The organism is Psychrobacter sp. Pi2-1 (assembly GCF_904846645.1).
Taxonomy (GTDB): Bacteria; Pseudomonadota; Gammaproteobacteria; order Pseudomonadales; family Moraxellaceae; genus Psychrobacter.
Window position 1 is genome coordinate 194,522 of the sequence record NZ_CAJHBO010000002.1, and the last position, 17,717, is coordinate 212,238.

A 17,717-nucleotide genomic window follows, 5' to 3' on the forward strand; every position below is an offset into this window, starting at 1 on the left:
GTCAGATTAAGTATCTAACTTAACCACCGAAATCATCAAGCATGATGTTTTCATCTTCCACGCCCATGCTGTGTAGCATGTCGATTACAGCAGCGTTCATCATCGGTGGCCCACACATGTAGTATTCACAGTCTTCTGGGTTTGGATGATCTTTCAGATAGTTTTCGAGCAATACATTATGGATAAAGCCTGTTGGACCTTCCCAGTTATCTTCTGGTAATGGGTCAGACAGTGCAACATGCCACTCAAAGTTATCGAACTCTTCTTCTAGCTGATCATAGTCTTCAACGTAGAACATCTCACGAATAGAACGAGCACCATACCAGAAGCTAATCTTACGATCAGTGTTCAAACGTTTAAGCTGATCAAAGATATGTGAGCGCATTGGAGCCATACCAGCACCACCACCAACAAAGATCATTTCAGCTTCGGTCTTCTTGGCAAAGAACTCACCATAAGGACCTGAAACTGTCACTTTGTCACCAGGTACTAAGCTAAATACCCATGAAGACATTTTGCCTGGTGGAATACCGTCAGGACCACGTGGCGGTGGACTTGCGATACGAATATTAAACTTGATGAGGCCTTTTTCTTCAGGATAGTTGGCCATTGAGTAAGCACGGATAACTGGCTCATCAACTTTCGAGACATAGTTGAAGATACCGAATTTTTCCCAGTCTTCTCTATACTCTTCATCAATCACAAAGTCTTTGTAGTGCACTTCATGCGGTGGCGCTTCAAGCTGCACATAACCACCAGCGCGGAAGTTTACTTCTTCGCCTTCTGGAATTTTTAGTACCAGCTCTTTAATGAAAGTGGCAACGTTATCGTTAGAGATAACTTCACATTCCCATTTCTGTACATCAAAGAACTCAGGATCAATCTCAATTTTCATGTCTTGCTTAACAGCTACCTGACAAGCTAAGCGCATGTGATTGCGGATTTCACCTTGAGTAAAATAGCCTTCTTCGGTGGGCAAAATAGAACCACCACCTTCAATAACGCGGCAACGACACTGCGCACAAGTACCACCACCACCACAAGCTGAAGATAAAAATATACCTTCGCCCGCTAGCGTTTGTAGTAGTTTGCCGCCAGCTGGTGTCACCACATCATTATCGGGATTATCATTAATATGGATAGTGACATCGCCTGAACTGACCAGTCTTGAGCGCGCCGCCAAAATAATAGCGACGAGGCCCATGATGATCAAGGTAAACATAGCAACGCCACCAATCGCCGTAGCGTAATCCATGGTAGGTATCCTTAATCTATGGGGTAGGGGTGTGGGGGCATAATCTATGCTGTACCCAAACCTCTACCGAATAAATGAATTAAATAAGTCAAATAGCTAATGAAAGCTTTGAGCTTAGCGGTTTAGATGGACATACCACCGAACGACATAAAGCCGAGCGACATAAGACCAACCGTGATAAAAGTAATACCAAGACCACGCAGCGGTGCTGGAATGTCTGAGTATTTTAGCTTTTCACGGATACCCGCCAATGCTGTAATAGCAAGTGCCCAACCGAAGCCTGCACCCACACCATAGACAACAGATTCACCAAAGTTATAGTCACGCTCAACCATAAATAATACACCACCCAAGATGGCACAGTTTACGGTGATGAGTGGTAAGAATACCCCAAGTGCGTTATATAGACTTGGTACAAACTTGTCCAAGAACATCTCTAGGATCTGTACGGTGGCTGCAATCAAACCGATATAACTTAGCAATCCTAAGAAGCTCAAGTCGATATCAGGGAAACCTGCCCATGCCAGCGCACCATCTTTTAGGATAAACTGGAATAGTAAATTGTTTAGTGGAACGGTAATTGCCATAACGACAATAACCGCAACACCTAGACCAATCGCTGTAGAGACTTTTTTGGATACGGCCAAAAAAGTACACATGCCTAAGAAGTAGGCAAGCGCCATGTTCTCGATAAAGACTGAGGTTATAAATAAACTAACATAATGTCCCATTAGTGACCGCCTCCATGTGCCATGCCTTTAGACTGCGGCTTCATTACAAACTCAGCTTCTTCAACTTGTTCTGGTTTCCAGATACGGACAACAGCGATGAACAAACCAATGATAAAGAACGCTGATGGTGGCAATAGTAATAGACCGTTTGGTATATACCAACCGCCATCAGTGACTGGCTGTAGAATCGTAACACCGAACCAAGTACCAGCACCCAATAGCTCACGGATAGTTGCGACGAATAGCAATACTGCTGAGTAACCAAGACCGTTACCGATACCGTCTAAAAAGCTTGGGATTGGTGGGTTGCTCATAGCAAATGCTTCAGCACGACCCATAACGATACAGTTAGTGATAATCAGACCAACGAAAACTGACAAACCTTTACTAACGTCATAAGCCACCGCTTTTAGCACCTGATCAACCAAGATAACCAACGAAGCAATAATCGTCATCTGTACGATGATACGAATGCTCGATGGAATCTGTTTACGGATGATCGAGATAAAGAAGCTTGAAAATGCCGTTACCAAAGTCAATGCCACACACATGACCATAGCGTTAGCCATGCTGGTAGTGACAGCCAATGCCGAACAGATACCAAGGATCTGTAGGGCAATAGGGTTATTATCAAAGATAGGCGTGGTTAAAATGCTTTTAGTGTCAGCCATGTTATGCCTCCTTGCCGTTTGCTACTGGTAGCTTGGCTGCCAATTCGGTTTTAGGTTGAGCTGCCAGCTTTGATTGATTTGCTTGTGTCTTTGCATTATCAATTGTTTGACCGCTCTGTTCACGTAGCTTATCTAGATAAGGCTTATAACCTTGCTCGCCCAACCAAAATTGGATCATGTTACTGACACCGCGACTGGTCAAAGTTGCACCACTGATGCCATCAACCCAATTGTCTTTTGGCGTACCAGCTTTGGTCACACCAGTTGCCACGTTACCATTTTCATCATAAGACTGGATACCGGTCCACTGTGCGCGCCATTCTGGCTCTTCAATACGTGCACCAAGACCTGGAGTTTCTTTATGCTCATAAAAACTGATGCCTTTGATGGTATTCATATCACTCTCAAGTGTTAAGAAACCATAAATCGTACCCCATAGGCCATAGCCTTGAACAGGCAATACGACCGTTTCTGGCTGACCTGCGTCATCATTTTTGACATAGACCTTGGCGTATTTTGGCTTACGCCCAATACCAGCAGGATCGTTATCACCCAAGTCTTCACTTAGGGCTTGGTTCTTTGTTGCTTGACTGGCGTCATAAGCGTTACGATCAGGGATGCCAGCAGTTTTTAGCGCATCGTCATCGAGATAAGTACCTTCGTTTAGATCAATGATTTTTACTTCAAAGTCTTTAAAACGTTCGGCAACATCATCTGCTGTATCAGACTCAGCATCAAACAAGTCAGCCGCAACTAAGATATTTTTGTTACGGTCTAAACGTGCGTTTTCAACTTGTGCAGGTTTTAGACCAACAGCCACTGCTGAGACCAACACTGAACACACCAAGCATAGCGTCAAGGCCACACTGATGGTTTTCGCGTTATTACTTTTGGGCTTGGACATAGCGAACCCTCCGAGCGGTTTGGCGTTTGATATTTGCTTGAGTCACAAAGTAATCAAACAATGGAGCAAATAAGTTGGCGAATAGAATGGCCAGCATGATGCCTTCTGGGAAAGCAGGGTTGATGACGCGAATCAATACGGTCATAAAACCAATCAAGATACCGTAAGCCCAGCGGCCTTTGTTTGTATGCGCAGCTGATACTGGATCGGTTGCCATAAATACAGCACCGAAAGCAAAGCCACCGATAACTAAGTGCCAGTAGAACGGCAAGCTCATCATCATGTTGTCTTCAGAGCCAATCATGTTGAACACAAGAGACGTCGCAATCAGACCGACCACACAACCTGCCATAATGCGCCAAGAGGCAATACGCGTCCATAGCAACACTGCCGCACCCATTAGGATGGCTAGCGTCGATACTTCACCGATACTACCTTGCATATTACCTAAGAATGCATCACTCCACGTGATGGCATTACCATAAACGTCGACGAAGTCCTGAGGAACCACACCAAGGGCTGCAAGGCCAAGAGGGGTTGCACCTGAGAAACCATCTACTGCCGTCCATACTGAGTCACCAGACATATAGGCTGGATAAGCAAAGTATAGGAATGCACGACCCGATAGGGCAGGGTTAAGGAAGTTTTTACCAGTACCACCGAACACTTCTTTTGCGACGACTACACCAAAGATAATACCTAGGGCAACTTGCCATAAAGGAATATCAGGTGGTAGACATAATGCAAATAGAACTGAAGTCACAAAGAAACCTTCGTTGACTTCGTGTCCACGGACGACAGCAAAGATAATCTCACAGAGAATACCTACCGCAAACGTCACGATGTAAATAGGCAAAAACTGCATTGCACCATAGACGAAGCTTGCCCAAATACTGTCTGGGTTATAGCCTGCCATGCTAGTGATCACAGTACGCCAGCCTTCAGGCTGTAAGCCAAGCTGAGCGATGGCGGTTAGTGCTTGATGACCAATGTTGTACATACCCCAAAACATCGCTGGGAAGGTACATAGCCATACGGTAATCATAATACGCTTTAGGTCAATGCCGTCACGTACATGCGATGATGCATAAGTGGTTGAGCTTGGTTGACGTAAGAACGTATCAAACATCTCAAAAATAGCGTAGTACTTTTCGTGTTTGCCGCCTTTGGTGAAAGATGGCTCCATACGATCGAACATATTGTGTAAAAATTTCATCGTGGTTAGCCCTCCAGCTCAATGCGCGTTAAGTTATCACGCAAAATATCACCGAATTCATATTTGCCAGGAGATACAAAGGTGCATAGTGCCAAATCTTCTTCGTCCAGTTCAAGCACACCCAGGTCTACGGCACTAATGATGTCTTCGACAATCAATGCACGTAGTAATTGAGTTGGTAGGTAATCTTGTGGCATGACTTCTTCATAGACACCGATTGGTACCATTGCTCGTGGTGAGCCGTTACTTGTGGTAGTAAAGTCGTATTTTTTGCCACCAAAGAACTGCGAAATATAGATAGGCAGTTTTGAGAAGCGGTTTTTACCTGGAGTAAAGAAATGGAACGCAGGACGCTCACGGCCTTCAGTCAATACGCTGATCTGATTGTGAAAACGACCTAGATAGGCGATGTTTTCAAACACTTTGCGACCAGACAATACTGAACCTGAAATGATACGGTTCTCGCCAGCAGCCAGTTTACCTTTGGTCAATGCAGTGATATCAGCACCACGTTCAGTCATAACCAAATGCGGGTTAGTGACAGCAGGACCTGCTAAGCTCACCATGCGGCGCGTATATAGACGACCTGTCGTGAACAATTTACCGATGGCAATCACGTCTTGATAACCAATCGTCCATACGGTTACACCGCGGCTGATAGGGTGCAAGAAATGAATGTGCGTACCAGCAAGACCAGCTGGATGCTTACCAGCAAAACCATGATACTCAGTGACGTTATTCGCTGCAGTTTTTGCAACTGGCGTCAGTTGGGCATCGCCGTGATGGCAGACAAAGGTCTTTGGACTAAGCGTAGATAATACAGCAAGTCCATCATTGAACGCTTGTAGCTGCTCATTGATCACAAGCATCGGGTCAAAGGCAAGTGGATTAGTATCCATTGCTGTGACAAAGATGGCATGTGGACGAGCACCGATTTCGGGTGCGCGGCTATAAGGACGCGTACGGAACGCCGTCCATTCGCCAGAGGCAATCAGTTGGGTTTCAACGACTTCAGAGTCTAGGTCAGCAAGCTGCTGTGAGTCATAGCGCTCAAAGTCTACTTCTTCACCATTTGGGTCGACCGCAATCACAAGACTCTCAAACACTCGACGTTCGCCACGTTTAACAGCGACGACCTTACCGGCAGCAGGGGCAGTGTAGATCACGCCAACACGTTTTTTGTCTTCATAAACGGGCTGACCTTTGGCTACAATGTCACCTTCTTTGACATTCATAGTGGGCTTCATGCCCACATAATCATAGCCAACAAGTGCTACATGTGTCGGTTGGTGCTCAGATATCTCGCGGGAGGGTTCACCAGTGATGGGCAAATCCAAACCTTTTTTGATGGTAATCATAAGCGAAAACTTAGTCCATAGTCTAAAACGATACCAGACGTCCTGTTTGGTATATCGGTAGCATGAACATTTGTATCACTCAATAAAGCCTTCAATCGTCTATTTCCTTTATAGTGAAATAGGGATGAAAGCTCTGTGAAGACAATACATGATCATAACTACTAGTAAGAGTATTAACGCTGACCTTAGACTCCTTAACAACACGTTAATGTCTTATTCGAATTACCAAAGTGGCGACTGGCTACCAAGGTGTATGCTAAAACCGCTTCATCGAAATCAATTACTACAGCACATGGCTAAAATAGACTGGTTTAAATGCAAATGGCTTTATCACACGTTTCATTGAAATTTAAAACTTGTAACACCAGTATGTTTGACCATCTCTCGTTCACTAATACCGTTTACAGATATTCGATAGAATAAGAGTGTGGCCAAATAACGATCTATTAAGGTAGATGATATACTGGTTAAAAGACAAACTAGCTAAGCAACTGATAAGCAAACTTCACTTATTATAAGCTGCTATAGTTTTAATCGTAACGGTTTTAATATAGTTAGCTAGTGATAGGGACTTGCAAGACATCTAATTGAGGTTAAATACCGCAGAATCGATGGTTTAGAGACTATTGGTTGAGATTTTTTCAGATAGTCCTTTTTAGCAATTTCTTGGCCAATATTTTATTGGCGTATTGAACGATTGCTCGATCCATCCTGATCACCATGCTGTATTAGTGAGTTGTAACAACTCAACAAAAAGCGTAACACATGGTTACTATCACATAGAAACAAATAAAAATTTACCTAGGATTATACGCTAAATTGACCTAAAATTGCCAGTCAGTAATAGAATTTAACGATTGTTGGTAGTGATTCTACGTATTAAAACTTATGGTTATGATTGTCTAGTTTCTGTTTTTCTTATTTGTATTCAAACAGATTGCTAACTTAGCGATGTCTTGGTTTTCGATCTGTCCATAATTTATGCTACTTTTAAGCAGCGTTTTCTCTCGTTATTTGATGCTTCGATTTATTTGATGCTTCGATAACGTTTCATTCTCAAAATTTTAATTTACTAAATTTATTGCCAATCTTGTGCTTTATAAGGAATGCTATATGTGTGCTGTGCCTGTCATTATCCCGGCTATTGATTTAAAAGATGGTAAGTGTGTACGTTTAAAACAAGGCCGTATGGAAGATGATACGGTATTCTCTGATGATCCAGTTGCCATGGCAGCACGTTGGGTAGATGAAGGTGCGCGTCGCCTGCATTTGGTCGATTTGAATGGTGCTTTTGATGGCGTGCCAGTACATAGACAAGTGGTCAATGATATCACCAAAGCCTATCCGAACCTGCCTATTCAATTGGGTGGCGGTGTACGTAACATGAACACTATCGAGCAGTATATTACCGCAGGTTTGACGTATATCATTATTGGTACAAAAGCCGTTGAAGATCCTGATTTTGTCGCGGAAGCTTGCCGCGAATTTGCAGGGCATATCATTGTCGGTATCGATGCCAAAGACGGTATGGTGGCGACACATGGCTGGGCAAATGTTACCGATACCAAGGCAACTGAGCTTGCCAAGCGTTTTGCTGATGTGGGTGTCTCGTCTATTGTGTATACTGATATTGCCCGTGATGGCATGATGCAAGGGGTCAACGTAGAGCAAACCGTCAATTTGGCACGTGAAGGCGGATTACCAGTGATTGCATCAGGTGGCGTTACTGATATGAAAGACATTGAGCTATTGAAGCCTTATGGCGACTGTATAGAAGGTATTATCACTGGCCGTGCTATCTACGAAGGCACATTGAACTTGAGTGAGGCGCAGCGCTATCTAGACAGCTAACGCTCAAAGTTAGTAAAAACGTAATGGTACAAACTCTATAACAGCAAAGGATGCTTATGGACACTTATCTTGACCGCCTAAGGATACGTCATCTTCTAAGAGCGTGGGGTCAAATGGTGTTGCTACTAAGCATCTTTTGTACGTTGCCAGCCTATGCTGCTGGTGAAGAGGTTTCTGGTATTGCAGCGGCATTGGGTGTAGAGGAAGCAATACCTGATAATACAACGACAGCAGATGACGACACGTCAGAAACTAACATTTCCACACCGACTCCTGCCCCGCCACCCGCAATCAATGGCGAAAGTACCAATAATGGTCAAATTGAAACCACACCCACCCTCCAAAAAGACAACGACATCCGTCAGCGAATCAATGGTATCTTTTCTGAAATAGAAGGATTACAAGCTGTCACTGTCAGTGTTACTCAAGGTGTTGTCACCTTGGCGGGAGAGACTGCCAACGAAAAAAAGGCGCAGCAAGCCATCAATCTGACCAACCGTTTGACAGACGTCGTAACGGTTGATGACAATATCAACCGTACACTAGATGTTCAAGAAAACGTATCGACAGTTTATCAGGGTCTAAAAGCGCAGGTGACTAATCTAGTGAAGGCGCTACCGCTACTATTGGTCGGCATTGTTATATTTGCCTTGGTGGCATGGTTTGGTAGTTGGTTATCTAGACGCAAAAAAATGTGGCAGCGCCTCACGCCCAATCCTTTTGTCGCTGAGCTCTTGTCGCAGACCATTAAAGTTATCTTTATTATTTTTGGTCTGATTCTAGGACTAAGTCTAATAGGTGCAGAGACTATTTTAGGCACATTGCTTGGTGGGGCAGGTGTCATTGGTATTGCGGTTGGTTTCGCAGTCAAAGATACCATTGAAAATTATATCGCTTCACTAATGCTGAGCATTCGCCAACCTTTTCGTGCCCGTGATCATATCGTGATTAATGGACAAGAGGGCATCGTGGTTCGCTTGACCTCACGTGCGACAATACTGATGACACTGGATGGTAATCAGCTGCGCATTCCAAATGCTGAAGTGTTTAAAGGTACGATTCTAAACTATACCAAAAATCCTGAGCGTCGCTTCACCTTTGAGCTGGGCGTTGATGCCAATGATGATCCATTAGCAGCAATCAAAGTCGGATTGGATGCGATACATACACTGGCGTTTGTCTTGGATGAGCCTAAGGCAATTGCGGTCATTACCAATGTCGGCGATTCTAATATTGTTTTGGAATTTCAGGTTTGGGTAGATCAATCAGAGACTGACTTTGCCAAAGCACGCAGTATCGCCATTCGTGAGACCAAGCATGCACTAGAAGATAAAGGCTTTAGCTTACCTGAGCCTATATATCGTCTGCGTTTTAATAATAAGTTAGAAAAAGCCTTTGAACACATGCAAAGCAGTGTCAGCAATGCTAATAATATTCAATCTGATATAACGATTACTCCGACTATCCCTAAACCTGCTGAAGCAAATCAGGTCAGCGAGAGTCATACGGATGACCAAGATAAAAAACAAGCCAAGGCTCGAGCCAAAACCATTTTGCAAGGTCGCAGTGCTAATGAGGTTTTCGATGCCCGTCCTGACGATAAGCTGATGGAAAAGGTTGAGCAAGAGATTGCTCAAAGCTCAGATGAGACTGACTTATTGAATAATAATAGCCCTCAAGAATAGATGTTAAACGTTAAATAAAGTTTAGGCATAGAAAGTGCAACAGAATCTATATTTGGTGGTTATTCAAATACGGGGCTTTTTATGGAAATGAAACACGTTATTATCTTTGCAATAATTGGTATTGTGGCATTGCTTGGCTTTAACATTATCAATGGCAATAGTCGCGAACAAAATAGAGAGATTGCAACCAGTAGTGTAGAGGCTGAACAGCCTGATTCTACAGTAGCTACCTCTGACACAGATATTACTAGCCAGCCACTTAGTCAACAGCCGAAAGCTATCGTAGATAGTGCGACCAGTAAAATTGACCAAGCGCAGCAAGCCGAACAAGACCGTGTAGATCAATTAGACGATGCGCAATAGGCACAATAAATAGCTATGCTATCTATAACTTAAAAATACAACGCATAAAAAAGGCTAACGATTACGTTAGCCTTTTTTATTGTATTACAACATCAGTACCTAAGCATCAGTCTAAGCTTAGCTTTTTTTGGCAGCGCCTCTGCGGTTGCTGCTTCTTTTCGCTGGAGTTTTCTTAGGCTGCTCTTTCTTCGGTTGACCTTTTTTACTTTGGTTCATGGCACTAGATTGCAATTTAGCCTTCAAATCAAAATCAATTTGTAGCAGGTCCATGTTGACACCCGCAACCTTCACTTTAACCGAATCGCCAAGTCCAAATAGCGTGCCTTTATCTTTACCGATAAGCTGCTGTTGCTGCTCATCGTAGACAAAGAAGTCATCGCCAACGTTTGAAATATGAACCAAACCATCGATATATAAGTCAGTCAATGTGACGAATAAACCAAAGCTAGTAACCGTAGTCACAACGCCTTCGAACTCTTCACCGACATGATCGGTCATATAATGACACTTGAGCCAAGACTCTACATAACGTGATGCTTTTTCTGCACGGCGTTCTGTATCTGATGTTTGTGTACCAGCACCTTCAAGAGAAAAGTCCATAATAGGTTGTTGGCTGTTGGTGACTTTTGCCTTAATCGCGCGATGCAGCATCAAATCTGGATAACGGCGAATCGGCGAGGTAAAGTGGCTATATTCGTCATATGCTAAGCCAAAGTGACCAATATTGTCAGGTGCATAGTTTGCTTGCATCATTGAACGCAGCAGCATGCTATGAATACTGATGGCATCTGGTCTATCTTTAGTCGCTTCGATAATGCGTTGATAATCCGCTTGCGTTGGATTCTCTTCTGGGAATGGTAAGCCAAAGTTTTTCGCATATTCATGAATACGCATCGACTTTTCATTATCAGGCTTATCATGGTTACGATATAAAACTGGTAACTCATGTTTAAGCGCGAAGTTTGCAGCACAAGTATTTGCAAGCAACATACATTCTTCGATTAGCTTCTGAGAGTCGCCACGAGTGCGTGGTAAAATCGCTTCGATTCCGCCTTTCTCATTGAACTTGATATACGTTTCAACCGTTTCAAATTCCATTGCATGACGTTCTTCACGCTTTTTAAGTAGTAGCTCATACAGCTGATGTAACGTATCAACAGATTTTTTAACGTCTTTATTACCTGTTAGTGATTTAGGTAATCTCTTATCATTTGGGTTCACAAGATAATCGTTTACTTGATTATAAGTTAGACGGGCTTGTGAGTGCATCACTGATGGATAGAACTCATATCCAGTCACTTTACCGGCGCGCGATATCTTGATATCAGCAACCATACATAAGCGATCTAGATTAGGGTTCAATGAGCATAGACCGTTAGATAACACTTCAGGCAACATCGGAATCACGCGATGCGGGAAGTATACTGAAGTACCACGCTCATAGGCATCTTGGTCAAGTGGTGAATTCGGTGTCACATAATAGCTGACATCCGCAATCGCAACCACAACACGGTAGTTACCACCAGAGCGCTTTTCAGCAAATACAGCATCATCAAAGTCACGAGCATCTTCGCCATCGATAGTGACAAGCGGTAGATGACGTATGTCTGTGCGACCTTTTATATCTTTTTCGGTTGGCTCTTGATAATCATCAGCTTGCTTAAGTGCAGCTTCACTAAAATCTGATGGAATATCATAGTTGAGCAGGGTAGTCTCAATAATCAATTCACGATCATTGTCATCAGACAGCACTTCAGTGATTTTTCCAGTGGCAAATTCATGCTGGTTTGGCCAGTCAATGATATCGACTTTGACAGGAGCGCCTTGCTTAATATTTAGCGCCTGAACATTGTCATCAGTAACCGTAATCGGTTGATGATTGTTTGGGCTACCAAGCTCAACACAATAGCCGTCTTCATCACGAGCAAGTGTACCGATAAAGTTGTTTTGACGACGTTCGACAACATCAACGATACGCCCTTCGGTACGTCCGCGATTGTCTGTCGAGGTGCCGACGGCTGCTACTGTATCGCCATTGAATACCCAGCGCATTTGTTTTTCATGTAAAAACAAATCTGGCATATCACTTAGTACCACAAAACCAAAACCTTTTGGATGTGCAGACACTGTACCTGAGACGATATCTTGCTTAGTCACCGTACGATAGCGATAAGGACGACCATCACGATTCACTTGGCCGTCACGCGCCATTGCTTTTAGGCGATTGCCCAAAGCATCAAACTGATCAGGATCATCAATGTTAAAGGCTTTTGCCAACTGTTGATGCGTGACTTCCCCATGCTCATTAATCGTGCTGAGTATCAGCTCACGACTAGGAATCGGGTTATCATATTTTTTTGCCTCACTTGAGGCGTTTGGATCATTCCAACTCATAAATTACCGTATCTATTTTTAAAATTATTAATAGTGGCTATCTTAACACGAACGACGTCGCAATATCTTGCGTCAATTGTCTTATGTGTATTCGGTAGCAGGAAGCGGTCAGTTTTCTGGCACCGCTATAGGGATAAATCAGATATCGATATCGACACTACTTGATTGGTTAGTGATCTTTTTATTATCCAACTCTTTTGAGACTTCTAATACCGTAGTCTGATTTGATTTATCCAAGTATTTTTGTGCTTTATCTACTTCAGTGGTCAGTGTATTGACCGTTTGCTTCATATTCTCTAGCGCTTCAATTTTGTAATTGCTAATCATATCCATCGTGTCATAGACATTATTGAAGGCATTTTGCAGTTTATCAAGCTCAATGCTACTGCTGGTCGCCTGCTCGTGAATCTCACCTGACTGACGTTTGAGCATCGCTGAAGTTGATTCAATCAAACTACTGGTCGTTTTATTCAAGGCAGTGATTTGATCCAATACCAATTTTTGATTGGTCATTGCTTGAGCAACGACAACAGCCGTGCGTAATGCAGACACAGTAGTCGTGGTTGCACGATCGACACCTTTAATCAGTTCTAAGTTATTACGGCGAATGGTATCAAGCGCCAAATAGCCTTGTACATTCACTGCTAACTGAGTTAAAAAGTCAGTGTTTTTTTGACGGACATAAAACAACATCTCTTCTTTAATAATGCGAGCTTTTTCTGGATCTGTTGCTTCTATCGCATAAACTTTTTGTTCTAGCTGTTCATCAATCTTTTTGCCAACATAGACATACTGGCGAATAGACTGCATCAGCTCCCACATATTGACTTTTTCTTGCTCAATCATCGCATTGTCTTTGAGCAATTCATCTTTACCATTATAGAGACTGGTAACGACCGCATTGATATGTGATTGTGCTGATTCATATTGGCGGAAATAATCTTGTACTTTGTTGCCGAATGGAATGAGACCGAACAGCTTGCGTGAGCTGGTCAGCTCTTTTTTGCTCGGATCCAAATCTTCAACAATCCCGCGTAGTTCCGTCAATGATTTGGCAATAGGAGAGTTGTCGAATAAACTGTCATTGAGACTTTTTGCGGGCAAATCTAACATTCGATTAGATACTTGTGCAGATTCACGAATCTCTTTGGTACCTAGATTATGAATAGACTGCACGTTCTGTCTAAACTCATCGCTATGCACAGAGTTGGTCAGCACATGATCAACAAAAGCATCAACCTTGGCATCGAGCTCAGGAATTTGGCTTTCATCCAATTTGACCATCTGATCTGCTTCACTTTTCTGTATTTCTTTGACAGGTTCAGGTGCTGTTAGAGAAATACTGGGAGTTGTAGCGTTTTCTGGTGGTGTCAATTCTTGCATGAAATATCCTCTAATATCGGAGAAGGGAAGTGTTTTTTGTCAACGACTCTGACAGTCGTGGTATACATTGTTTTTATTTATACACTTAGCTTTTATATACTTATAAGTTATCTGTAGCTCATACTAATTTCTATCACATGATCATTAGTTACTGCTAAGTACTGACTAGTAAATATCACTAGACCTTTAGATTACCGTGTAATCAGAAAGTTGAGAAGGTAGATTTTGTAAAATAGCGTCAGTCAATGATGCTAGGCTATTTATGTTCAATATAGCTATGTCTATTACTGCGGTTTTTGAGTCCACATAATAAAAAACCATCAATATCCCGCAGCATATTGATGGTTAGAGTTATAAATAGCTATATAGACTAACAGCCACCACTCAAAGCAATCCAATAGACAGATTACTTTTTCTTAGTGGGTCCAAGCAGCATACCCATCTGACGACCTTCCATCTTAGGGTACTGTTCGACGTTTGAGATATCAGCAGTATCTTCAATGATACGATCAAGTTGTTTGCGACCGATGTCTTGGTGCGCCATTTCACGTCCGCGGAAACGGATGCTAATTTTAACTTTGTCTTGATCTTCCAAGAAGCTCACGATTTTTCTCAGTTTAACCTGATAATCGGCCTCTTCGGTACTAGGACGTAGCTTCATCTCTTTAAGCTGAGTCTGCTTTTGGTTTTTCTTAGCTTCTTTAGCCTTTTGCTTTTGATCATAGAGGAAATGCTTATAATCCATGATCTTACATACTGGCGGTTTAGCTTCAGGAACTAATTCAACCAAATCTAGATTTTCATCACGTGCCGCTTTCATCGCGGTTGCGATATCAACCACGCCCATTTGCTCGCCATCTTCTTTAACGAGACGGACTTCTTTGACATTGATATCTTCGTTGATGTTCAAACGGTTGGACTGTTTAATAGGTATTACTCCTCATCTGTTTTTGGGGTCTGTCGGCCTTTTTTACTGACAGCGGTCTGTACTAATGTAATAAATTCAGAAACACTCATCACGCCAAGGTTCTCACCTTCGCGAGTTCGGACGTTGACACTGCCCGATTCGACTTCTTTATCCCCTAATACTAGCATATAGGGAATACGTTCTAATGTTTTCTCTCGTATCTTAAATCCAATCTTTTCGTTACGCAAGTCGCTAATAGCGCGCAAACCTGCATTTTTGAGCTCGCTAACTACGTTTTCACATGCATCAGCTTGTTTATCAGTGATGTTCATGACCACAACTTGCTGCGGTGCTAGCCACACTGGCATCCAACCAGCATAGTTTTCGATCAAAATACCGATGAAACGCTCGAACGAACCTAAGATTGCACGGTGCAACATAATAGGTACTTCACGATCGTTCTGCTCATTGACGAATTCTGCATCGAGACGCTCAGGCATGTTTGGATCAACCTGAATAGTACCGCACTGCCAAATACGTCCTAATGAATCCTTTAGACTAAACTCAATCTTTGGACCATAGAATGCACCTTCACCAGGTAAGTAATCCCAGTCTAGCCCTGAACTATCAAGCGCATCTGCTAGCGCTTTTTCTGCAAAATCCCAAGACTCATCACTACCAACGCGTTTTTCAGGGCGAGTAGAAAGCTTCATAATAATATTGTCAAAGCCAAAATCTTCATAGACAGCAAGAGTCAGCTTAATAAAGTCAGCAACTTCTTGTTGAATCTGTGCCTGCGTACAGAAGATATGGGCGTCATCTTGAGTAAAACCACGTACACGCATCAAACCATGCAATGAACCTGATGGCTCATTACGATGACAAGAACCAAACTCAGCCATACGCAGTGGCAAGTCACGGTAAGATTTTAGACCTTGATTAAACACTTGCACGTGACAAGGGCAGTTCATTGGTTTTACCGCATAATCACGGTTTTCACTAGAAGTCGTGAACATATTGGTTGCATAGTTGCCCCAATGTCCTGAGCGCTCCCACAAACTGCGATCAACGATTTGAGGAGTTTTAATCTCCTCGTAGCCATTATCGTATTGTACTTTACGCATATATTGCTCAAGTACTTGATAAATCGTCCAACCATTAGCATGCCAGAACACCATACCTGGTGCTTGCTCTTGCATATGAAATAGGTTCAGCGCTTTACCAATTTTACGATGGTCACGTTTTTCTGCTTCTTCAATACGCTGGATATACGCTTTTAACTGTTTCTTATCAGCCCACGCAGTACCATAGATACGCTGCAACTGCTCGTTTTTGGCATCGCCACGCCAGTAAGCACCTGACATTTTGGTCAGTTTAAATACTTTCAAAAAGCGCGTGTTTGGCACATGCGGGCCACGGCACATATCGACGTATTCTTGGTGATGATACAAGCCAAAGGCTTCTTCACCTGGCATATCATTGATAAGCTTTAACTTATAGTCTTCATTACGTGATTCAAATATCTCAATCGCTTCGGCACGTGGCGTCATTTTTTTAATAACGTCATAATCTTGCTTGATCAGCTCCATCATGCGTTTTTCAATCGCTTCCATATGCTCAGGCGTAAATGGCGTTTCACTAAAGATATCGTAATAAAAACCATCATCAATAACAGGACCAATTACCATTTTTACATCAGGGTAGAGCTGCTTAACAGCATGACCTAATAGGTGGGCGCATGAGTGACGAATAATATCGACACCGTCGTCGTCTTTTGGCGTTACGATTTCAACATTGGCATCAGCGACGATAGGATCATATGCATCTACCAGATGACCATTTACACGTCCAGCAACCGTCGCTTTAGCGAGTCCTGTCCCAATACTTTGTGCCACTTCCATGACTGTTGTATGACCTTCAAAGTCTTTTACACTACCATCGGGTAAAGTAATCGCTACCATAATCTATTCGCCTATTATTGGGTCCGTTGGCAGTGATGATTGCAACCATCAATCATATAACCGTGAGACCACATCAATTATATCTAATCATCGTGATATGTTGTGAAAGGGATGCATTACCTAGAGTCTTACTATGACTATATATGCTAGAGCTGATATAAGGCTCTAAGCCAGTTAATCAGTAGCATTGCAGCAAAACGCATTTCGCTATAGAAGTAATATAACAGCCAACATATATAAGTAATGCAGCAAAATACCTATTATAGCAAAAACCGTCTCTCAACACTAGATATCAAGGGATTGCGCGACGACTAATATAACAGCCATATCTTACGATAAAGGTAGTATCAGATACTGCACTATATAGGACAATATATTGAAAGCGTCATATAACCCCGAATAACTTAGCTTCTATATAGTGCTAATCATGTGAATATCAACATTCAAAAATGTAATAGATAATTTGTTTAAGGAAAATACTCAAAAATGACAGGGTAAATAAGTCGAGTTATGAAGATCAAACAAGCTTATCTTTATTGAAAATTGGTGAATTAAATCGCATTGCGCACTAGTATTAAAGAAAGTAGAGAACCTCAATTTTATAACCCATTGAAAAAAATACAGATTTATTCATCTACTAAAATAAGATTAAAAACATTAATAAAACAGGTTGACACAAAAATTAAACCCTCTATAATACGCCCTCATCAGACGGACTAGCGGCAACTGATATGTAAATTACATATTAATAACGCGGTTAACCTGGCGAAACGAAATTATAAAAAAGCTTGACAATTCAAATCATTATGATAAGATAGTCGGCTCGCTAGATAGCTTAACCGGCAACGGGAAAAGGCGAATAGCGTAAGTAATACCCTATATATCGATGACTGGACGACAGTGATTGAGACTATTTAAAAGCATAACTAAAGAACAACTTGTGTGGATTTTTGCTGATTCAGAATGCTAAAAAATAAAGTTGACTATCTTTTCTTTTCGGAAAGATTATTAACTATAAAAATTATCATTTAAGACAGC

13 protein-coding genes are annotated in these 17,717 nt (G+C 42.3%); 3 read left to right on the forward strand and 10 right to left on the reverse strand.

Annotated elements, in window-relative coordinates; genetic code table 11:
* Nucleotides 1-19: 19 nt before the first annotated feature.
* From nqrF to JMX91_RS02905, 6 genes are all read right to left on the reverse strand, one after another.
* Nucleotides 20-1,255: an NADH:ubiquinone reductase (Na(+)-transporting) subunit F gene (gene nqrF / locus JMX91_RS02880; protein WP_057762171.1), complete on the reverse strand. Its 1,236-nt coding sequence runs from the start codon at nucleotides 1,253-1,255 to the stop codon at nucleotides 20-22.
* Nucleotides 1,256-1,377: 122 nt separating this feature from the next.
* On the reverse strand, nucleotides 1,378-1,986 hold the full coding sequence (gene nqrE, locus JMX91_RS02885) for an NADH:ubiquinone reductase (Na(+)-transporting) subunit E (protein WP_057762170.1): 609 nt from the start codon (nucleotides 1,984-1,986) through the stop codon (nucleotides 1,378-1,380).
* Nucleotides 1,986-2,657, reverse strand: coding sequence for an NADH:ubiquinone reductase (Na(+)-transporting) subunit D (locus JMX91_RS02890; RefSeq protein ID WP_201547580.1), 672 nt, complete (start codon nucleotides 2,655-2,657; stop codon nucleotides 1,986-1,988). Before JMX91_RS02890 ends, nqrE begins: the two co-directional genes overlap by 1 nt.
* Before the next feature lies 1 nt (nucleotide 2,658).
* Nucleotides 2,659-3,561, reverse strand: coding sequence for a Na(+)-translocating NADH-quinone reductase subunit C (locus tag JMX91_RS02895; protein ID WP_201547581.1), 903 nt, complete (start codon nucleotides 3,559-3,561; stop codon nucleotides 2,659-2,661).
* Nucleotides 3,542-4,777 carry an NADH:ubiquinone reductase (Na(+)-transporting) subunit B gene (locus tag JMX91_RS02900; RefSeq protein ID WP_057762164.1) on the reverse strand — a complete coding sequence of 412 codons (1,236 nt, stop codon included), beginning with the start codon at nucleotides 4,775-4,777 and terminating at the stop codon, nucleotides 3,542-3,544. The genes JMX91_RS02895 and JMX91_RS02900 overlap by 20 nt, the downstream gene beginning before the upstream one ends.
* Nucleotides 4,778-4,782: 5 nt before the next feature.
* Nucleotides 4,783-6,135 (reverse strand): Na(+)-translocating NADH-quinone reductase subunit A, encoded by a 1,353-nt coding sequence (locus JMX91_RS02905; RefSeq protein WP_201547582.1) that lies wholly within the window; start codon nucleotides 6,133-6,135, stop codon nucleotides 4,783-4,785.
* A gap of 1,113 nt (nucleotides 6,136-7,248) precedes the next feature.
* On the opposite strand from JMX91_RS02905, the gene hisA reads away from it, so the two are divergent.
* The 3 genes from hisA (at nucleotide 7,249) to JMX91_RS02920 (ending at nucleotide 10,034) form a co-directional block, all read left to right on the forward strand.
* Entirely contained in the window at nucleotides 7,249-7,986 is a 738-nt protein-coding gene (gene hisA, locus JMX91_RS02910; RefSeq protein WP_201547583.1) for a 1-(5-phosphoribosyl)-5-[(5-phosphoribosylamino)methylideneamino]imidazole-4-carboxamide isomerase, read from the forward strand.
* A gap of 56 nt (nucleotides 7,987-8,042) precedes the next feature.
* A complete protein-coding gene (locus JMX91_RS02915; RefSeq protein ID WP_201547584.1) occupies nucleotides 8,043-9,671 on the forward strand; it encodes a mechanosensitive ion channel family protein in 1,629 nt (542 codons plus the stop codon).
* Between the two features lie 81 nt (nucleotides 9,672-9,752).
* Nucleotides 9,753-10,034 carry a hypothetical protein gene (locus JMX91_RS02920; protein WP_201547585.1) on the forward strand — a complete coding sequence of 94 codons (282 nt, stop codon included), beginning with the start codon at nucleotides 9,753-9,755 and terminating at the stop codon, nucleotides 10,032-10,034.
* 117 nt (nucleotides 10,035-10,151) lie between these two features.
* On the opposite strand, the gene rnr is transcribed toward JMX91_RS02920, so the two are convergent.
* From rnr to thrS, 4 genes are all read right to left on the reverse strand, one after another.
* Nucleotides 10,152-12,428, reverse strand: coding sequence for a ribonuclease R (gene rnr, locus JMX91_RS02925; RefSeq protein ID WP_201547586.1), 2,277 nt, complete (start codon nucleotides 12,426-12,428; stop codon nucleotides 10,152-10,154).
* A gap of 138 nt (nucleotides 12,429-12,566) precedes the next feature.
* Nucleotides 12,567-13,811: a toxic anion resistance protein gene (locus JMX91_RS02930; protein ID WP_201547587.1), complete on the reverse strand. Its 1,245-nt coding sequence runs from the start codon at nucleotides 13,809-13,811 to the stop codon at nucleotides 12,567-12,569.
* Between the two features lie 406 nt (nucleotides 13,812-14,217).
* Nucleotides 14,218-14,721: a translation initiation factor IF-3 gene (gene infC / locus JMX91_RS02935; protein ID WP_057762155.1), complete on the reverse strand. Its 504-nt coding sequence runs from the start codon at nucleotides 14,719-14,721 to the stop codon at nucleotides 14,218-14,220.
* Nucleotides 14,722-14,744: 23 nt separating this feature from the next.
* Nucleotides 14,745-16,679, reverse strand: a complete 1,935-nt coding sequence (gene thrS / locus JMX91_RS02940; protein WP_201547588.1) for a threonine--tRNA ligase — start codon at nucleotides 16,677-16,679, stop codon at nucleotides 14,745-14,747.
* Nucleotides 16,680-17,717 lie beyond the last annotated feature (1,038 nt).